Below are 18,494 nucleotides of genomic sequence, written 5' to 3'. Positions count from 1 at the left end.
GGGCTGGAGAGCCAGTCTCTTTTTTTGGGAAGAACGGCTGGATTTGGCCTGTTCATGGCTGAATAAACACTAATATATGGATAATCCAGCTGTCCATTTCCCTTATTTTTTTAACCGATCCATTCTCTATAATAAGATATTCGTTTCATTCGAACCGGAGCGCACGGCTAGGCTTCATGCGTGCCGCTTTTAAAGCCGGGTAGATTCCGAACAATCCGCCAATAACAAGTGTTGAGCCGAGGGCGAGCTTAATCGCCCATGCCGGCAAGACGAGTGTAAAGGCATCAATACTGGAGTTCCATAATTCGATAAAGGCACAGCCGAGGCCGATGCCAAATAGTCCGCCGATTAAACAGAGGAGCAGCGTTTCATAGAAAAACTGCGCCATAATTTCGAATGTGCTGGCACCAATCGCTTTACGTATCCCAATTTCCCGCGTACGCTCCCGAACGGACATAATCATCACGTTCATAATTCCGGTGCCGCTAATGAATAAAGCTGTGGCCGTAATGCCGAGCAGCATGACCTGTAGAATGGTGGTGACATTATCAATCGCACCGAGCATTTGATCCTGTTTTACCACGCTAAAGTCAATTTCATTATGATTTTGTTTAATAGCTGAAAATACGGCTCCGTCAACTTCATCGATCACATCGGTGCTGCTTGCTTCGACAATCATTTTGTTTAAGTAGTTCATATCGGTGTTAGCAAGGGCCGTTTCAATTGGCATGATAACATTATTGTCGGTGCTGGAACCGAGCGTGGCATTTGGCTCAAGTACACCGATGACTGTGTAGTCGATATCGCCGATTTTCAATGTCTTGCCAATTAATGTTGTTTCTGCTGCGGAAACGACTGTGCCGGTCATAAATGAATCCAGTGCGCGTTTCCACCAAGGCTTTTCTTCTACAACAGGGGTACCGCCGTTTCCTGAATTACGCCCAGCTGTTTTCCCGAGAAGAGCATCATGAATGTTACTGCCAAGAACGACGACGTTTGCTTTTGCATCTTGTTCTTCTCCTGTAAAAAAGCGGCCTTCCGAAAGACCGGCATGCTGGATACGGCTGTATTGATCGGTACTGCCGACAAGAATCGCCTGCACATTCTGTTCACCGTACGCTGCTGTCGAAACGGTTTCAAGCTGAGGTGTAACAGACTTCACATTCGGCACCGATTCAGCCGCTTTGGCGTCATCATATGTCAGGGTGCTTGGGACGCTTGTCATTCCGCTCAAAAAATCTTTTTGGCCATTGGCGGAATCGAGTATGCGTCCGGGCATGACAAGGATCTGCTCGGCTCCAAGGCTGCCCATTTGTTTAAGCAGCGTGTCTTTTACGCCGACCGCAATAGAAATGAGGACAATCACCGCGAACATGCCAATGACAATCCCCATCATGGCAGACATGACTCGGAATTTGTTGGACCAGAGGCCAAAACAAGCCAGTTTGAAAGCAGTAAATAGCTTCATGCGAACACCCCATTGCGCAAATGAATAACGCGTTCAGCGCGGTCCGCTACTTCCTGGTCGTGTGTAATCACAATGATTATTGTGCCTTGCTGGTGAACGCGGTCAAAAAGCTGAAGAATGCTTTCCGTTGTTGTCTCATCCAGACTGCCGGTCGGTTCATCGGCCAATAAAATAGCTGGTTCATTAACGAGAGCTCGTGCAATAGCGACACGCTGCTTTTCGCCGCCGGACAACCGGACCGGCTTTTGGTGTTTTTTGTCGGCTAGCCCAACTTCATCTAACAGCTGGAGGACGCGGGCTTTCTTTTTGCCAAGCCGCTTTCGCCCGTATGTAAGCGGAAGCAAAACATTTTGATAAACAGATAGATTTGAAATAAGCTGAAACTGCTGAAAGACGAATCCGATTTCAGCATTTCGAAGTGCGGTTCGCTTGCTTTGCCGCATGTTATGAACCGGTTTGTCAGCTAATATGTATTCACCTGAATCAGCGGCATCGAGTGCGCCGAGTATGTTAAGCAGCGTGCTTTTGCCGGAACCGGATTTCCCCATGATTGCTACATATTCTCCTGGGTCAATTTGTAAATCAATCCCGCGCAATATCTCTTGTTTGCTGCCGCTAGAATGAAAAGCTTTTTTTATATTATGAAGCGTGATCATTTTATGACCTCCAACTGGTTTGGTTACCTATAGAATGCTAGCATAATCGTCAGAATTTTCCCAGTACCATCCATCCTGACTCTTAGAATGTGCTATAATAGTATGTTCTTATTTTTATCAATCGCAAGTGGAGGATATTATTTTGAAGAAATACAATATAATAGCAGTAATGATTTTGTTTTTCGTACTGATAAGTGCGTTTGGAGGGCCGGTGAAAGCAGCTGAGCCGTTAACCGCTAAAGTAATCTCTTCTTCTTTAACCGTACGGGACAATGCAAGCCCGCACGCAAAAGTAGTAGGATCACTGGCAAAATATACAGTCTTGTACGTGTACGGTTCAGTGCAGGGCGGCTGGTCGGAAATCCGGTTTAAAAATAAAAAAGCATATGTACCATCAAGTCAGCTGAAAACGTCAAAATCAACAATTGTCGTGGCGTTTGGCGACAGCAACACACAGGGAACAAACTGGAATCAAAATTTGTCTTACGCACAAAAGGATAAATGGGTGACGAAGCTTGGGCAAACATACGGTGCGGTTAATGCAGGAGCAGGGGGCGATACGTCTGTGATGGGGCGGGCCCGTTTTCAAAAAGATGTTCTAAACAAGCGTCCAAATGTCGTAACGATCATGTTTGGCACAAACGATGCGGTTATTCATGACAATGGCAAGGCACGCGTGTCAAAAGCACAGTTTGAACAAAACATTCGGTATTTTGTCGATACGTTAAAAGCGAAAAAAGTCCATGTTGTGCTCATGACGACACCGCCTGTCATACAAGGGCTTTATTACAAGCGCTATGATGAAAGACTTTATACGAGATACAACGGCGCCCGGCAATGGCACGATTCGTACAATGCGATCATTCGAAAAGTCGCGAAGGAAAAAAAGGTGACGCTCATTGACAACTATCAAAACATGAGTGCAGCAGCGGGTGGTGTGACGGACCGGCGGCTCATTTCTTCGGGGTTAATTGATTCGTCAGGTACACATTTGACCCCAAAAGGTGCTGATATGATTTACCAATCGGTCAACCGGGTGTTAAGTAAGTAAGAGAAATGAAATCCCTTTAATGGAAGCTAGATTATGAAATTATGAAATTATCGGTATTAACTCGAAAAAATATGTTAAAACTTCTTTAGTTTGTTGAACATCCTCCGATATAAAAGTAAGCAGTTTGTTGCCTGCTTTAATTTGAAAAGGCAAATCTGTGGAAATGCAGAAACGCAAAACTATAGGGGCTAAGCCGTTTGGTGTGCCAGCCAGTTACCTGGGAGGAAATTTGTCATGAAGAAAGCTGCAGCTAGTTTAGCAGCCACTGGCCTTATTGTTGCTTCTTTTGGTCTGAATCACGCGCTTGCTGCGCATGAAGAGGAACAAAAAGTCATTGTGATATTTGATGAAAAAGTCGATAAGAAAGCGATCGCTGAAGTGGAAGGCGAGATTGACCAAACGTTTAAGCAGCTGCCAATTGCGTCCGTGACGATGCCTGCTGATGAAGTTCAGCAGCTTAAGCAGGATGAGAGTGTCATCCGAGTGGAAAAAGACATTACCGTTTATGCATCGGCTCAAACGCTCGATTGGGGCATTCAGGCAACGAATGTGCCCGCTTCCTGGAGTGCGGGCTTGACAGGCAAAGGTATCAAGGTTGCTGTAGTCGATACAGGGATCGCGACCCATTCCGATTTAGCGATTTCAGGAGGGGTGTCATTTGTTTCCTACACGACCTCTTATCAGGATGATAATGGCCATGGAACACATGTGGCGGGCATTATTGGCGCGAAAGATAATGGATTTGGGACAAAAGGTGTGGCGCCGGATGCGGCAATTTTTGCGGTTAAATCATTAAATAAAGATGGTTCAGGGAGCTTGTCGAGCATTTTAGCCGGCATTGACTGGGCGATTACGAATAAAATGGATATTATTAATTTAAGTCTTGGCACGCAGACTCATTCCTCCGCTTTTCAATCAATGGTGGATAAAGCATACGCCAAGGGCCTTCTTGTTGTAGCTGCTTCCGGAAATGGCGGCTCTGCATCGGGGACGGATGATACGGTGGATTATCCGGCACGATACAATTCAACGATTGCGGTTGGAGCCGTTGACTCTTCATTAAAGCGTGTTTCTTTTTCATCAACGGGGAGTGCGGTAGATGTCGCAGCACCGGGTGAAAGTATTACAGCCACCTACTTGAATAATGGGTACGCGCGGATGAGTGGGACATCGATGGCTGCTCCGTATGTGTCCGGGCAGCTTGCATTAATGAAGCAGGCCAATCCAACAACGGACAACGTGCGCCTGCGTGCGATGCTGACAGATACGAGCAAGGATTTAGGCGCGGGGGGCAGAGATGCATTGTACGGGTATGGCCTTATGCAAGCGACACCTGCACCAATTGCTGCTTTCAGTCCGGTGCCCGTGAAGCTTTCAGCTGATACGTCATCGATTTATGCGCTTCCGGGTGAATCGAAAGCTGTAGCTGTTACCGCTGCGTATAAAGACGGACAAAAAGCGGACCGGACAAAGGAAGCGGTCTGGACATCAAGCAATCCGGGTGTGGCAACAGTAAAAGGTGGTATCATAACCGTTCACCAATTTGGGAAGGCTGTGATTCAGGCAGCTGATGGTGGAAAAACGGTGAAGCTGTCTATTGATTCAACTGTTCAGGCGATCACTGCCAGCACGACGCGAGTAACAGGAAAGCCGCGGGATACAAAATCGATCCGATTGACGGCAACGCGTTCTAATGGAAGCAAAGTAGATGTGACGGAAGCGGCACAGTGGAAAATAGAGAATGAAAAAGTTGCAACGGTCAATCAAGGTATTATCACGATTCAAAACTATGGGAAAACATCCGTTAGTGCTTCATATGGTGGAAAGACCACAAAAATCGCCGTTGATTCAAGTGTACAAAGCCTAGCTGCCAGCACAAAAAAAATAGCTGGAAAGCCAGGAACTGCGCAAAAGGTTGTCGTGACAGCTCTCTTATCGAACGGACAAAAGATTGACGTGAGTCACGTTGTTACGTGGAAAATGCTCAATCCACGAATAGCTTCTATTGCTGACGGTGTCATTACCATTGCGCAATACGGAAAAACATATGCCGCTCCTTCTTTTATGGGGAAATCGGTGAATGTTTTAATAGAGAGTAAAAAATAAGCAAGCCCTATGATTCTTTCTTCAAATAAAAGAATAGGATTTGCACGGAACCCGGCCTTCATGTGCCGGGTTGTTTGTATTTAATGAGATTTCCTGTACTTTATAAACTCTAAGTATTTTTGAAATTCACGAAAATCTTCTTTTGTAATCCCTTCTTCAAATAAATCCATCCATTCCTGACTTATTTCCTTGCTTCCTTCATTCTTCGTTTCTTCAATAAAATAGTTCGGGGAAGTGTCCAGTGCGGCAGCTATTTTTGAAATGATATGAAGAGAAGGGTTCGTTTCAGGATTTTTTTCTAAATATGATAAGTAGGATTTCGATATTTGTGCTTTTTTTGCAAGCTGGGTAATAGAATATCCTTGTTGGATACGTAAATATTTGATTTTAACCCCTATCATTTTTTCGCACTCCTTTGTTCAGCAATTGATATTCATTATAACGCACGAAAATGAAATAAGATATTTAAAAAATAGAAAAATGCTTGTTTTAGTACAGGTTTCGTTCTTAATATAGAACAAATGAGTCTAATTAACTATTATACCTTTTGAAATCATATGCTATACTCATTTTACAAATCGTTCTTTATAGTGAACAAAATTATTAGAAAAGAATGGAAATGAAAAAGCGAGATAATGGTTTACAAATGAAGAGGGACTCTCTATAATATTCTTTATAAAGAACGAAAGTGTTTTTTATAAAGAACAAAAGATTGACCAGATGAATAGAACTTGCCAATACGAATGTGGGGGACAGCTATGAACTATCGAAAAAGAATTATGATGATGTCGCTGGTGGATACGTTCCTTGTCTGTACTGCTGTTTTTACAGGAAAGCTGATTGTGGATGGACAAGTTGGCAAAACGCTTGTGACAGCGTTGCTTTTGTTAGCAGGCTATCATGCGTTTTCGATTCTTTACCGTTTATACAACAAAGCGTGGTCCTATGCAAGTATTGGAGAAATGATGGCGCTGTTTAAAACCATCACATTTTCCGTGGCCGCAACAGCCATTGTCCAGTGGCTGTTTACGAACACAGCAGACGCAAGCTTGATGATCGTCATTTGGATGCTCCTCCTGCTTACAATAGGAACGGCCCGCTTTTCTGATAGGATGCTGCGGGATGTGGAACTGATTAAAAGCAAGCGCAAAAAACGGACGCTCATTGTCGGCGCCGGCTCTGCCGGGACAATGGTGGTTCGGCAGCTGCTGCGAGACCGCTTTACAAACTTGGTGCCGGCTGTCTTTGTGGACGATGATCAACGAAAACACCGCCTTCAGCTGCTGGGCATTCCGATTGTCGGAGGCGCAGATGAAATAGAAGAAGTGGTCAAGGCGCATCATATTGAGCATATCGTCATTGCGATTCCATCGCTCGGTAAAAAAGAATTGGATCGCATTTACAGCCTTTGCTTAAAAACAGAGGTAAAGACGCAAATTTTACCGCGGCTGGAGCAGTTGATTGTAGACAAAGGACCAGTGCCGAAGCTTGAAGATATTCAGCCGGAAGACTTGCTTGCCCGGGAGCAGATAACGCTGAATACAGATGATATTGCCCAATCGGTGACAGGAAAAGTGGTGCTTGTCACAGGGGCCGGCGGATCAATCGGCTCGGAAATTTGCCGGCAGATTTGCCAGTTTAAGCCGTCACAGCTGTTGCTGCTCGGACACGGGGAGAATAGCATTTATTCCATTGAAATGGAGCTGAGAGAAAAGATTGGAACAGAATTCGACCTGATTCCGATCATCGCTGATATACAAGATCGGGAGCGGATTTTCCAGGTAATGAGCCGGTATCGTCCAGCAGTCATTTATCACGCAGCCGCGCATAAGCATGTACCGCTAATGCAAATCAATCCACATGAAGCGGTTAAAAACAATGTGATCGGCACGAAAAATGTGGCGGAAGCGGCAGCGGAATATAAGGTGGAAAATTTCGTCATGGTATCGTCCGACAAAGCGGTAAAGCCGACCAGTGTAATGGGGGCGACGAAACGTGTCGCAGAAATGATTGTGCAGCATATGGACCGGATCAGCAGCACAAATTTTGTGGCCGTTCGGTTTGGGAATGTGCTTGGCAGCCGCGGCAGCGTCATTCCGCTTTTTAAAAACCAGATTGAGCGGGGCGGACCAGTCACGATTACCGATCCGGATATGGAGCGTTATTTTATGACAATTCCAGAAGCGTCACGGCTTGTTATTCAAGCGGGCGCACTTGCAAAAGGCGGTGAAATTTTTGTCCTTGATATGGGTGAGCCGGTGAAGATTGTGGACTTGGCGAAAAATTTGATTCAGCTGTCCGGTTATACCATTGATGAAATTGGCATTCGGTATACAGGAATGCGGCCGGGTGAAAAGCTATATGAAGAGCTGCTGAATACGAATGAAATTCATGAGGAGCAAATTTATCCGAAAATCCACATCGGCAAATCCACCAGGCAGAATATGAAATGGGTCGAATACTTGCTGACGGAGTTCGCGATGCTCGAAGAATGTGCGCTGGAGGCATTACTGCTGGATATCGCCCATCACCGGGTGAAAAATCAGCCGAATTTGATTGCGGCTATCCAGTAACATCAAATTAAACATGGAGTGTGAACAAAATGGCTCTTATTTCAACGAGTGAAAAACGAATCTATTTATCTCCTCCTCATATGAGCGGTCATGAGCAGCAATATTTAAATGAAGCGTTTGAAACAAATTGGATCGCGCCTTTAGGGCCGAATGTGGACGAGTTTGAAAGACGGATGTCTGCATATGCGGGCACAAAAGGCAGTGTGGCGGTGAATTCCGGCACGGCAGCGATTCACTTGGCCCTAATTCTCCTTAATGTGTCAAAAGGGGATGTCGTTTTTTGCTCTACACTGACGTTTGTCGCAAGTGCCAATCCAATTGTCTACGCGGGTGCAGAGCCGGTGTTTATTGATTCAGATGCTGATTCGTGGAATATGTCACCGCAGGCACTGGAACGGGCATTATATGAAGCAAAAAAGAAAAACAAGCTTCCAAAAGCCGTTATTATCGTTCATTTATACGGACAAAGTGCCAAAATGCATGAGCTGGTCTCGATTTGCCGTCATTATGGGGTGCCGATCATTGAAGACGCGGCAGAATCGCTTGGCTCGGAGTATATGGGCCAGAAAAGCGGCAGCATGGGGGAATTTGGTGTTTATTCGTTTAATGGAAATAAAATTATTACGACATCAGGTGGCGGCATGCTCGTTTCAAACGACACAGACCGGCTCGAGCAAGCACGAAATTTAGCGGCGCAGGCAAGAGAGCCAGTCCCACACTATCAGCATCAGAAAACAGGCTACAATTACCGGATGAGCAATCTGCTCGCGGGAATCGGTATCGCGCAGCTGGGGGTGCTCGATGACCGTGTAGCGGCTAAACGCGCTCTTTTTGTTCGTTATAAAGAATCATTGCGGTCGATTGAAGGGGTTCAGTTCGCTGATGAGATCAGCGGCAGCCGATCGAACCGGTGGCTGACCACATTGATAATGGATGAAACGGTGACCGGCATGAGTGTCAGCGGATTGATCGTGGCGCTGGAGAAAGAAAACATTGAAGCACGCCACATCTGGAAGCCACTTCATACACAGCCGCTGTTTAAAGGCTGTGAATACTTTTCTCACCGGGAGGAGGAAAGCGTCTCAGACCAATTGTTTGCGACCGGTATTTGCCTTCCATCCGGAACAAACATGTCAGAAGCAGAACAAGACCGGGTGATTGAAGTTATTCAAACACAGTATAAACTTCGATTTAACAAATAAGGAGGGCGGACATGGCGATACTTGTGACAGGTGGTGCAGGGTATATTGGCAGCCATACGTGTGTGGAGCTTTTGGAAAACGGTCATGATGTGATTGTCATCGACAATTTATCAAATAGCAGCTTGGACGTGCTGGACCGGATTCACACGCTGACGAACAAAAAAGTGACGTTTTATAAAGGGGATTTACTGGACCGAACGATGCTCGAAACTATTTTTACCGGCCATTCGATTGAATCCGTCATTCATTTTGCGGGGCTGAAGGCGGTTGGAGAATCGGTTGAGCAGCCAAATAGGTATTACTATACAAATTTAATGAGCACACTACATTTGCTTCAGGTGATGGACAAATACAATGTGCACAAGCTCGTATTTAGTTCATCAGCGACTGTCTACGGCACGGGCAATCTGATGCCTCTTAATGAAGAGGCCCGCTTAAGTGCAGTCAATCCGTACGGACGGACGAAGCTGATGATTGAAGAAATGCTTGCAGATCATTACCGCTCTAACCAGGCCTGGCGCTTCATTGTTCTTCGTTATTTCAATCCGATCGGGGCGCATCCGAGCGGCATGATTGGGGAAGATCCGGCGGGACGGCCGAATAATTTAATGCCGTATGTCACACAGGTGGCGGTCGGAAAGCTGCCGGAACTGAACATATTCGGCGATGATTATTCGACACACGATGGGACAGGAGTCAGAGACTATATCCACGTCGTTGATCTTGCGCTTGGCCATATTCAAGCGCTGAAAAAAACCGCTGAGCCGGGCTATCATACATATAACCTTGGCACTGGACAAGGGTACAGCGTGTTAGATGTCATCCATACGTTTGAGGAAGTGAATGGAAATCCGGTTCCCTACCGCGTGCAAGGCAGGCGCTCAGGTGATGCGGCGGTTTGTTACGCCGACGTTGAAAAAGCTAAAAAAGAATTGAATTGGGAAGCAACGAGAGGTCTGCAGGACATGTGCCGTGATGCATGGCGCTGGCAAGTGCAAAATCCAAATGGTTATCAAAAGGCAAGATCTTTTCAATCAAACTAATAAACATAAAAAGCAGATGAAAGGCGTGTATAGGATGAGCGTTGAGCAGAAGCAAATTGGAGACATTTTTCGGGTTCTTGTTAAAAGATGGCCAATCATTGTCGGGATTACTTTATTTTTAACAGCATGTGCAGGCTTAGTCAGCTATTTTGTCCTGCCACAGGAATACCAAGCGACGGCTAAAGTACTGGTTAACGAATTAGACCCTGAAACGGCTGCAGAAACAGGCGATGCTGCTACGTCTTTTTATCAAATGGAAACATCCTTTAAGCTGTTTGAAACATTTATGGTTATCGCCCAAAGCCCACAGGTGCTTGACCAAGTGATCGACAATTTATCCTTGAGCGATTCATATAGCGAGTTAAGCGAAAAAGTAACGATTGACCGGGTGGGCGAATCGCTTGTTATTGAGATTAAAGCAAATGCCGAAAATCAAAATGAAGCAGTTAACATTGTAAATGAAACAGCTAAAGTATTAAATCAGGAAATTACGAAAATTTACGGGGAAAACCAAATATCGCTCTTGGAAACGGGCGGTGAAGCCGATGTGATGAGTCCAGTAAAGCCGAAGCCTTTTCTAAATATGATTGTTGCTTTCTTAGCAGGGCTGGTCATCTCCATGGGGATTGCGCTTTTGGTGGAATTATTTAAAAAGCCGAAAATTGAACCAGTGAAGCCGCAAGCTGCGAACGGGTCTATGTACAACGGCAAGCTGTTCACTAAATGACGAAAAGAGGGGACTCTATGAGCCGAATTAGAAAAGCGATCATTCCTGCTGCCGGTCTTGGGACACGATTTTTACCGGCGACCAAAGCGATGCCGAAAGAAATGCTGCCGATTGTCGATAAGCCAACAATTCAATATATCGTGGAAGAAGCAATCGCATCCGGCATTGATGAAATCATTATTGTCACGGGAAAAGGCAAACGGGCGATTGAAGATCATTTTGACCATCACTTTGAATTGGAAGGCCACTTGCTTGAAAAAGAAAAGTTTGCGCTGCTTGAGGAAATCCGCATGATCTCTACAATGGTCGATATTCACTATATTCGGCAGAAAGAGCCGAAAGGGCTTGGTCATGCGGTCTGGTGCGCACGGAATTTTATCGGCGATGAGCCATTTGCGGTACTGCTTGGGGACGATATCGTTCAAGCAGAGGTACCTTGCATGAAGCAATTAATGGACATATATGACAAAACAAACTCCTCCGTCATTGGGGTGAAAAAAGTGCCTCACGAAGAAGTGAACCGGTACGGCATTGCGGCGGTGCAATCCCATGGCCCGCGCCTGCACGAAGTAACAAAACTTGTGGAGAAGCCATCGGTTGCAGAGGCGCCGTCGGACTTGGCCATTATGGGCCGGTACATTTTAACACCGAAAATTTTCGAACTATTGGCCGGGCAAGAACGCGGTGTCGGCGGCGAAGTGCAGCTGACGGATGCCATTGCCCGCCTGCAGCAGTTTGAGCAAGTATTTGCGTATGAGTTTGATGGAAGCCGGTACGATGTCGGGGAGAAAATGGGTTTTGTCCAGACGACGATTGAGTTTGCGCTGCAAAAGCAGGAGCTGCGGGAGCCGCTGCTGCACTACTTGTCGGCACTTGTTGCGGCTGAAATGAAAAAAGAACGATATGAAGAACGATTCGTATAAAAGGACCGCTTTTCATCATCGGACGAAATAGGTGATGCATCATGATAGGCCATTTTCTTACGTACTTTATCGCCAGAGGCATGCCGGGTGTCATGAATTTTCTGGCGATTTACCTTTACAGCCGGCTGCTGACACCGGAGCAATACGGAAAATACGCGATCATTCTCGCGGTTGCCGCTTTGATCAACTCATTATTATTAAGCTGGCTTCGGCTGGGGGTTCTTCGCTATTATCCCTCCTATAGCGAACATGAACGAAAGCGTTTTTTAAGCACCGTTATGGTCGCTTTTGCGGCGTATTCAGCTGTATCGGGTCTGCTTGTTTTTGCCGCTTCACTATTTGGTGTATTTGACAGCGGCTATTCAACGATTTGGCTGCTCGGTCTTTGTCTCTTATGGGTAAGCGGCTTTTTTGAAATTAACCTGGAGATTTTCCGGGCGGATTTATCACCGAAAAGCTACGGCTGGTTTTATGTAAGCAAAGCGGTCCTTACCTTAACGGTCTCATTAGCAACTATCTGGTTTTTTCATCTCGGAGCAGAAGCGTTAGTCGTTGGTTCCATTGCAGCATCGCTTATTCCGCTCGCTGTCGTGATGCCGAAAGTGTGGAGGGGCTTGGATATTCGGCTGTTTGACTGGAAGATGCTCCGTGAGCTCCTCACGTATGGACTGCCACTGACATTAACACAGACGATGGCGTTTATCATCGACAGCTCTGACCGTTTGCTGCTCGGCTGGCTAAGCGGCACCGCGGCGGCCGGGCTTTACGCCGTCACATACGATTTTGCCCAGCAGACGATCATTCTGATGATGACGATTGTCAATTTGGCGGCTTATCCACTGATTATTCATGCAATGGAAAAAGGACGCATGGCCGAAGTTAAGAGCCGGATGGAGCAAAATATTGTCTACTTGCTGGCGATTGCTCTCCCGGCAGCCGGGGGAATGACGATGCTTAGCGGGAACCTGTCCGGTTTATTTTTTGGCGAAGCGTACCGTGAAGCAGCCAGCCTGGTCATTCCATGGATTGCTATCGTCTCGCTCGTGCAGGGCTTTAAAGTGTTTTATCTGGATTTGGCGTTTCAATTAAGCAAGCAGACAAGCAAGCAAATTCTGTCTGTGTTCACGGGATCGCTGTTAAACATTGTGCTGAATGTGTGGTGGATTCCGGTATACGGACTTAAAGGCGCACTTGCTGCGACAGCCGCTGCCTATGCCGTGTCCTCTTTCATGAGCTGGCAGCTGGGAAAAGCTCACTTCTCTCTTCCTTTTCCGAGAAAAGAAGTGTTCAAAGTGGTGTCGTCAACAGGGATTATGCTGGCTGCTTTGTATCCAGTTCATCATATTCAAGGAGTAGCCGCATTTCTGTTGCAAGTTGCTTTTGGGGCAGCGGTTTACGCAGCAAGTATGTGGGTGTTCAATATTCAAGGCGTTCGAAGTGCGATCACGATTGATCGGCTGAAGCTGAAAGTAAAGGGGTGAACACAATGGAAAAAAAGAAAGTAGCGCTGTTTCTTCCTTCGCTCGTTGGGGGAGGAGCGGAACGGGTCATGCTGAGTCTGGCGTCAGAGTTTGCGGAACAGGAACATCACGTGGATCTCGTGTTGGCAAAAGCATCAGGCGAGTATATGGACCAAGTGCCGGCCAATATACATATTGTCGACCTGGATACATCAAGGGTGCTGTACAGCTTGTTTCCATTAATCCGGTATTTAAAAGAAAACAGGCCGCAGTCGGTGCTGTCGGCGCTGGATCATACAAATATTATTGCCATCTGTGCGGTGACGATAGCGAATGTAAATGTCAGGACAATTGTCAGTATTCATAACAATTTAACGCACCTTTCCAAAGTAAAGAAAAAACGATTTGTTACACAATGGATACCGTCGCTAATGAAATGGAGCTATAAACGGGCTGATAAAGTTGTTGCCGTGTCACAAGGTGTGGCGGAGGATGCGATGCAGAGACTTGAGCTGCCCGAAGAAAAAGTACAGGTAATCTACAATCCGGTCGTAGACGAGCGGCTTATAGAAAAAGCCGCTGAACCGATTGACCACCCTTGGTTTGCGGATGGCGAACCGCCTGTTCTTCTTGCTGTTGGGCGGTTAACGCCAGAAAAAGATTTTCCGAATTTGCTTCGAGCGTTTGCGAAGCTGCGAAAAACACGGCCGGCGCGGCTGATTATTCTCGGTGAAGGAGAAAAACGGGCGGAAATGGAAAAGCTGATCATAGAGCTTGGGATTTCGCAGGATGTACAGCTGCCGGGCTTTGTGAACAATCCGTATGCCTACATGAAAAATGCCCGCTTATTCGTTCTTTCTTCTTTAAGTGAAGGACTGCCGACGGTATTGATTGAAGCGCTCGCCTGCGGAACGGAAGTCGTCTCAACCGATTGTCCGAGTGGTCCAAGAGAAATTTTGCAAGGCGGACGGTACGGTTCACTCGTTCGTATTGAAGACAGCGAAGCGCTGTTTCAGGCGATGAAAGAACGGCTGGATATGCCAGATAACGGGACGAATAGCGAATCGTATGAGCCATTCTGGAAAACCAACGTTTCACGCCAATATTTAGACATTTTATAGAGTGGTGGGGAGGACAGTGAAACACATTCCGTTTCTTTTCTTATTGTTGACGATATTTGCTATACCATGGGAAAACGCCGTCGTGCTGCCAGGGCTTGGCACCATTGTCCGGCCGATCGGTATTCTCGCTTTTTTACTGACGGTGCTGCTTGTTGTGAAAAACGGCACGTATCGAAAGCTAGCACCTATTCATTATGCATTGCTTGCTTTTATTGTTTGGAGCAGTCTCACTATTGTCTGGTCGGTCGATCCTGATTTCACGCTGATCCGTATTAAGACGTATGCACAGCTTTTCATTATGGTCTGGCTGATTTGGGAGCTTGTTCGCACAGACGCCCAAATGAATATTTTGCTTCAAGCGTATGTGCTGGGTGCATGGATAGCGGTGGCAAGCACGATTTCCAATTATTTATCCGCCGATCAGGTGACATATGGCCGGTATTCAGCGGAAGGATTTGACCCGAATGACCTTGGTGTAATGCTGGCGCTCGGCATGCCGATTGCCTGGTATTTGTTTATGAAACAGAAAAACTGGTTTTTCCGCTTTTTGAATGCCGCTTACTTGGCGATGGCCATGTGGACAATTAGTTTAACCGCTTCCCGCACGGCCTTTGTTGTCGGCATGATTGGCCTGTTTTATGTCGTACTAACATTCAGCCGTTTGACGAAACCGATAAAAGTATTCATTGTGTTATTTTTAGCGGCGGGCGTTACCTATGGCGTTCAATCAGTACCGGCCGATTCACTGGAACGGATTGCAACGATTGGAGAAGATGTCGGCCAGGGTGACTTAAACGGCCGGGGGACTTTTTGGATGGCCGGCATTGACATGATTGAAGAACAGCCGATAATTGGCATCGGCGCGGGTGCTTATCCAAGGGCAATGGAAATACTCATTGATACGCGCGATGTAAGCCATAATACGCTGCTTGCTGTAGTAGCGGAAACGGGATTGATCGGACTACTTCTTTTTCTCGTGATGATTGTTCTTTTTCTTTACACCGCCTCGAAAACGACGTATTTGGAAGCCGCTTTGTTTCTGAGCCTGATGGCTATTTGGGGGCTTGCGACGATGTTTTTAACGTGGGAAATGCGCAAGCCAACGTGGCTCTTGTTCGGATTAATTGCCCTTGAATCAGCGAAGTGGCATCCCAGGCTCGCGCTTCATCCGTGGAGAAAGATTGAACTTGTAAAGGAGTGAGAAACAATGGTTCCGATTCTTTTTCTTATCACCGGCTTAAATACAGGCGGTGCTGAAATGCAAGTCTATCAAGTCATTAAAGCGCTGCGTGAGAAACAGTCAACCTGTCATCCGGTTGTCGTGTCACTCTTGCCGCTTGGGCCGGTTGGCCATACTCTTCAACAGGACGGCATTACCGTTTATTCGCTTGATATGAAGCGCGGCCGGCCTAGTGTCGCGGCGATTGCCAAGCTGAACCGCATCGTGAAAAACGAAAAAATTCAGCTTATTCATTCACATTTGTATCACGCCAATTTGCTCGGACGGCTGATGAAGCTGTTTCACCCAAACATTAAGCTCGTTAATACGATTCATAATATTAACATCGGCGGCCGCAATCGGGAGCGGCTGCTGCAGATGACAAATGGCTTAACGGATTCCTTGACGATCATTAGTGAAACGGCACGGGAACATTTTGTGAATGTCGGGGCTGCTAGGCCAGAGAAGCTGCTGTTTTTGCCAAATGGAGTGAACACGAAGCTGTATCAAGGAACACCAGGGGCACGCGAGGCGATCCGCAGCCAATTAAATATAGCGGACAGCACCTTTACGTGGCTTGCCGTTGGACGATTTGATGAGCAAAAAAATTACCCGAATCTTCTAAACTCTTTTCGACGGGTGCTGCAAAAAAAGCCAGATAACGAGCTGCTGCTCGTTGGTGTTGGTCCATTGCTTGAGGAAATGAAAGAAATGGCAGTGGATCTCGGTATTTCAAAACGTGTGCATTTTCTCGGCTATCGTTCGGACATTCCAGACGTGATGAGTGCATCAGACGCTTATGTGATGTCGTCAGACTGGGAAGGAATGCCGCTCGTGCTGCAGGAAGCGTCCTCGGTCGGTCTGCCGATTGTATGTACAAACGTTGGAGGAAACAAAGAAGTAGTGGTCAGAGGCAAAACCGGTTTTATCGTCCAGCCGAGAAGCCATGATGCGTTAGCGGAAGGAATGCTTTGCCTGCTTCAAATGGATGAAGAAAGCCGGAAGCAAATGGGACAGGCTGGTCAGAAGTACATGCAGACCATGTTCGAACTCGATCGTGTCGCCGAACGATGGGATGCGCTTTATAAGCAGGTACTCAAAAAACAATCACAGGCAGTGTAAGGGGGAAACAGAACATGATGGAACAAGCCGTTCAGCCAAAAGTGGCCTTTGTCGCGTCTGTTTATCGTCACTTGGCCGCGTTTCATATCCCATATATGAAATGGTTTCAGCTTCACGGATTTGATGTTCATGCTTATGCACTTGCGGACATTGGCAAAGAAGAAATAGAGCGGATCGGTGTCACGTGCCACGATATTTCATTTCAGCGGTCCCCATTTCAGCTTGATAATTTCCGGGCGCTGAAACAGTTGACCGAAAGCTTTCAAGAAGAGAGATTTCAAGTTGTGCACGTTCATACGCCGGTTGCCAGTGTGCTTGGCCGTATTGCTGCTAAAAAAAGCAACGTACCTGCTGTTTTATATACGGCACATGGCTTTCATTTTTTCGAAGGGGCGCCGCTTAAAAATTGGCTTACCTTTTATCCGATAGAACGGCTGATGGCCAAGTATACGGATTACCTCGTGACCATTAATGAAGAAGATTTTCGAAGGGCGCAGCGGTTCCCGGTGAAAAAAGAAGTACTGTTTGTCAAAGGCGTCGGTGTTGATCGAGATGGATATGGATTCGGCAGTCAAAGCGAACAGCGCAAAAAAGAAACGAGAGAAAAGCTGGGAATTGGGGAAACCGATTTTGTCATCATCTGTGTGGCGGAATTAAGTGAGCGGAAAAATCAGGTGCAGCTCATTGAAGCGGTCCGGCAGCTAAAAACAGACGTCCCGGTCACATGCTTGCTCGTTGGAAATGGAGAATCGGAAGAAAAACTGAAAGCGATGGTAGATCGTCTTGGTCTTTCAGAAAAAATTCAGTTTCTCGGCTTTCGAAAAGATGTGCCAGAGCTGATTGAAACGGCAGATGTTGTCACCTTGCTTTCGAAGCAGGAAGGGCTGCCACGGGCGATTATGGAGGCGCTGGCTTCTGGAAAGCCGATTGTGACAACCGATGTGAGAGGCAACCGTGACATGGTCGTTCATGGGGAAAATGGCTTTGTGGTCGGCCTTGGTAATGTGGAAGAAACCGTCAAGGCGTTTGAAACGCTTTCAAACCGTCGCAGTATCCTTGATAAGATGGGCGAGAAGAGTTGGGAACTGTCCGGACAGTACGATACAACCTTTATTTTAAAAGAAATGGAACATATTTATACGAAAGCGGCTCGGGGGCTTCCGCACGTTTTCAGACAGGAGGAAATCGGATGATTCAGCTGGCGGTCAAACGAGGACTTGATATATTGTTTGCATTCTTAGCGCTGCTCGTTCTTTCAGGTGTGCTGCTTGTGATTAGCGTTGCGATTAAAGTTGATTCAAAAGGACCCGTTTTTTTTAAGCAGGAACGGCTCGGCAAAAATGGAACTGTCTTTCAAATTTACAAGTTCCGAACGATGGTGGAAGATGCAGAGTCCAAAGGAAGAGGGATTTTTCAAAATGAAAATGATGACCGCATTACAAAAACAGGAAAGTTGTTAAGGGTTACTAGTTTAGATGAACTTCCTCAGTTGTTTAATATTTTAAGAGGAGAAATGAGTTTTATTGGACCGCGGCCGCCGCTTACTTATTATCCGTATACGATCGATGGCTATTCTGGAGAACAGAAAATCCGGTTTCAATTTTTGCCAGGCATAACGGGCTACGCACAAATTATGGGCCGTAACTCATTAAACTGGGAAGAAAAAATTCATTATGATATCGACTACGTGGAAAATTACAGCCTTGGACTTGATTTGAAAATCTTCATTTTAACTATTTACAAAATTGTGCAAAGAGAACATGTCCATCATCCAGAGAACAGCGATACACAATTAAACCAAGTTAATAAAAAAGCGTAGCGGC

Annotated in this window: 16 protein-coding genes and 1 riboswitch; of the genes, 13 read left to right on the top strand and 3 right to left on the bottom strand. The window is 46.3% G+C overall.

Annotation, left to right across the window (positions count from 1 at the left end; translation table 11 throughout):
- Positions 1-145: 145 nt before the first annotated feature.
- Together NLX67_RS02925 and NLX67_RS02920 are read right to left on the bottom strand one after the other, a co-directional pair.
- Positions 146-1,468, bottom strand: a complete 1,323-nt coding sequence (locus NLX67_RS02925; protein ID WP_254310311.1) for an ABC transporter permease — start codon at positions 1,466-1,468, stop codon at positions 146-148.
- On the bottom strand, positions 1,465-2,124 hold the full coding sequence (locus tag NLX67_RS02920) for an ABC transporter ATP-binding protein (RefSeq protein WP_254310310.1): 660 nt from the start codon (positions 2,122-2,124) through the stop codon (positions 1,465-1,467). The genes NLX67_RS02925 and NLX67_RS02920 overlap by 4 nt, the downstream gene beginning before the upstream one ends.
- Positions 2,125-2,266: 142 nt before the next feature.
- On the opposite strand from NLX67_RS02920, the gene NLX67_RS02915 reads away from it, so the two are divergent.
- On the top strand, positions 2,267-3,175 hold the full coding sequence (locus NLX67_RS02915) for an SGNH/GDSL hydrolase family protein (protein ID WP_254310309.1): 909 nt from the start codon (positions 2,267-2,269) through the stop codon (positions 3,173-3,175).
- Positions 3,176-3,313: 138 nt separating this feature from the next.
- A riboswitch (cyclic di-GMP riboswitch) is annotated at positions 3,314-3,396 on the top strand.
- A gap of 13 nt (positions 3,397-3,409) precedes the next feature.
- On the top strand, positions 3,410-5,281 hold the full coding sequence (locus NLX67_RS02910) for a S8 family peptidase (RefSeq protein WP_254310308.1): 1,872 nt from the start codon (positions 3,410-3,412) through the stop codon (positions 5,279-5,281).
- 80 nt (positions 5,282-5,361) lie between these two features.
- Here the strand turns inward: NLX67_RS02910 and NLX67_RS02905 are convergent, their stop codons facing one another.
- Positions 5,362-5,682 carry a helix-turn-helix domain-containing protein gene (locus NLX67_RS02905; RefSeq protein WP_254310307.1) on the bottom strand — a complete coding sequence of 107 codons (321 nt, stop codon included), beginning with the start codon at positions 5,680-5,682 and terminating at the stop codon, positions 5,362-5,364.
- Between the two features lie 357 nt (positions 5,683-6,039).
- Between NLX67_RS02905 and NLX67_RS02900 the strand changes: the two genes are divergently transcribed.
- From NLX67_RS02900 to NLX67_RS02850, 11 genes are read left to right on the top strand one after another with little or no spacing between them, the layout of a single operon-like run.
- Complete coding sequence (locus NLX67_RS02900; RefSeq protein WP_254310306.1) at positions 6,040-7,854, top strand: polysaccharide biosynthesis protein; 1,815 nt, start codon at positions 6,040-6,042, stop codon at positions 7,852-7,854.
- Positions 7,855-7,883: 29 nt separating this feature from the next.
- Positions 7,884-9,056, top strand: coding sequence for an aminotransferase class I/II-fold pyridoxal phosphate-dependent enzyme (locus NLX67_RS02895; protein ID WP_254310305.1), 1,173 nt, complete (start codon positions 7,884-7,886; stop codon positions 9,054-9,056).
- Between the two features lie 11 nt (positions 9,057-9,067).
- Positions 9,068-10,099 carry a UDP-glucose 4-epimerase GalE gene (galE, locus tag NLX67_RS02890; RefSeq protein ID WP_254310304.1) on the top strand — a complete coding sequence of 344 codons (1,032 nt, stop codon included), beginning with the start codon at positions 9,068-9,070 and terminating at the stop codon, positions 10,097-10,099.
- A gap of 34 nt (positions 10,100-10,133) precedes the next feature.
- Positions 10,134-10,826, top strand: a complete 693-nt coding sequence (locus NLX67_RS02885; RefSeq protein ID WP_254310303.1) for a YveK family protein — start codon at positions 10,134-10,136, stop codon at positions 10,824-10,826.
- 17 nt (positions 10,827-10,843) lie between these two features.
- On the top strand, positions 10,844-11,749 hold the full coding sequence (gene galU / locus NLX67_RS02880; protein ID WP_254310302.1) for a UTP--glucose-1-phosphate uridylyltransferase GalU: 906 nt from the start codon (positions 10,844-10,846) through the stop codon (positions 11,747-11,749).
- Positions 11,750-11,790: 41 nt separating this feature from the next.
- The gene (locus NLX67_RS02875) at positions 11,791-13,230 is read left to right on the top strand and encodes an oligosaccharide flippase family protein (RefSeq protein WP_254310301.1); all 1,440 of its coding nucleotides are present in this window, start codon (positions 11,791-11,793) and stop codon (positions 13,228-13,230) included.
- Positions 13,231-13,235: 5 nt separating this feature from the next.
- Complete coding sequence (locus NLX67_RS02870; protein WP_254310300.1) at positions 13,236-14,330, top strand: glycosyltransferase; 1,095 nt, start codon at positions 13,236-13,238, stop codon at positions 14,328-14,330.
- A 16-nt stretch (positions 14,331-14,346) separates the two neighbouring features.
- Positions 14,347-15,531, top strand: coding sequence for an O-antigen ligase family protein (locus NLX67_RS22985; RefSeq protein ID WP_254310299.1), 1,185 nt, complete (start codon positions 14,347-14,349; stop codon positions 15,529-15,531).
- 6 nt (positions 15,532-15,537) lie between these two features.
- The gene (locus tag NLX67_RS02860; RefSeq protein ID WP_254310298.1) at positions 15,538-16,671 is read left to right on the top strand and encodes a glycosyltransferase; all 1,134 of its coding nucleotides are present in this window, start codon (positions 15,538-15,540) and stop codon (positions 16,669-16,671) included.
- Positions 16,672-16,685: 14 nt separating this feature from the next.
- Positions 16,686-17,864 carry a glycosyltransferase family 4 protein gene (locus NLX67_RS02855; protein WP_254310297.1) on the top strand — a complete coding sequence of 393 codons (1,179 nt, stop codon included), beginning with the start codon at positions 16,686-16,688 and terminating at the stop codon, positions 17,862-17,864.
- Entirely contained in the window at positions 17,861-18,490 is a 630-nt protein-coding gene (locus NLX67_RS02850; RefSeq protein WP_254310296.1) for a sugar transferase, read from the top strand. The genes NLX67_RS02855 and NLX67_RS02850 overlap by 4 nt, the downstream gene beginning before the upstream one ends.
- Positions 18,491-18,494 lie beyond the last annotated feature (4 nt).

Origin of the sequence: Domibacillus sp. A3M-37 (genome assembly GCF_024213455.1) — a bacterium.
In the GTDB taxonomy this organism is placed as follows: Bacteria; Bacillota; Bacilli; order Bacillales; family Domibacillaceae; genus Domibacillus; species Domibacillus tundrae.
This window is presented reverse-complemented; position numbering and strand designations above follow the sequence as displayed.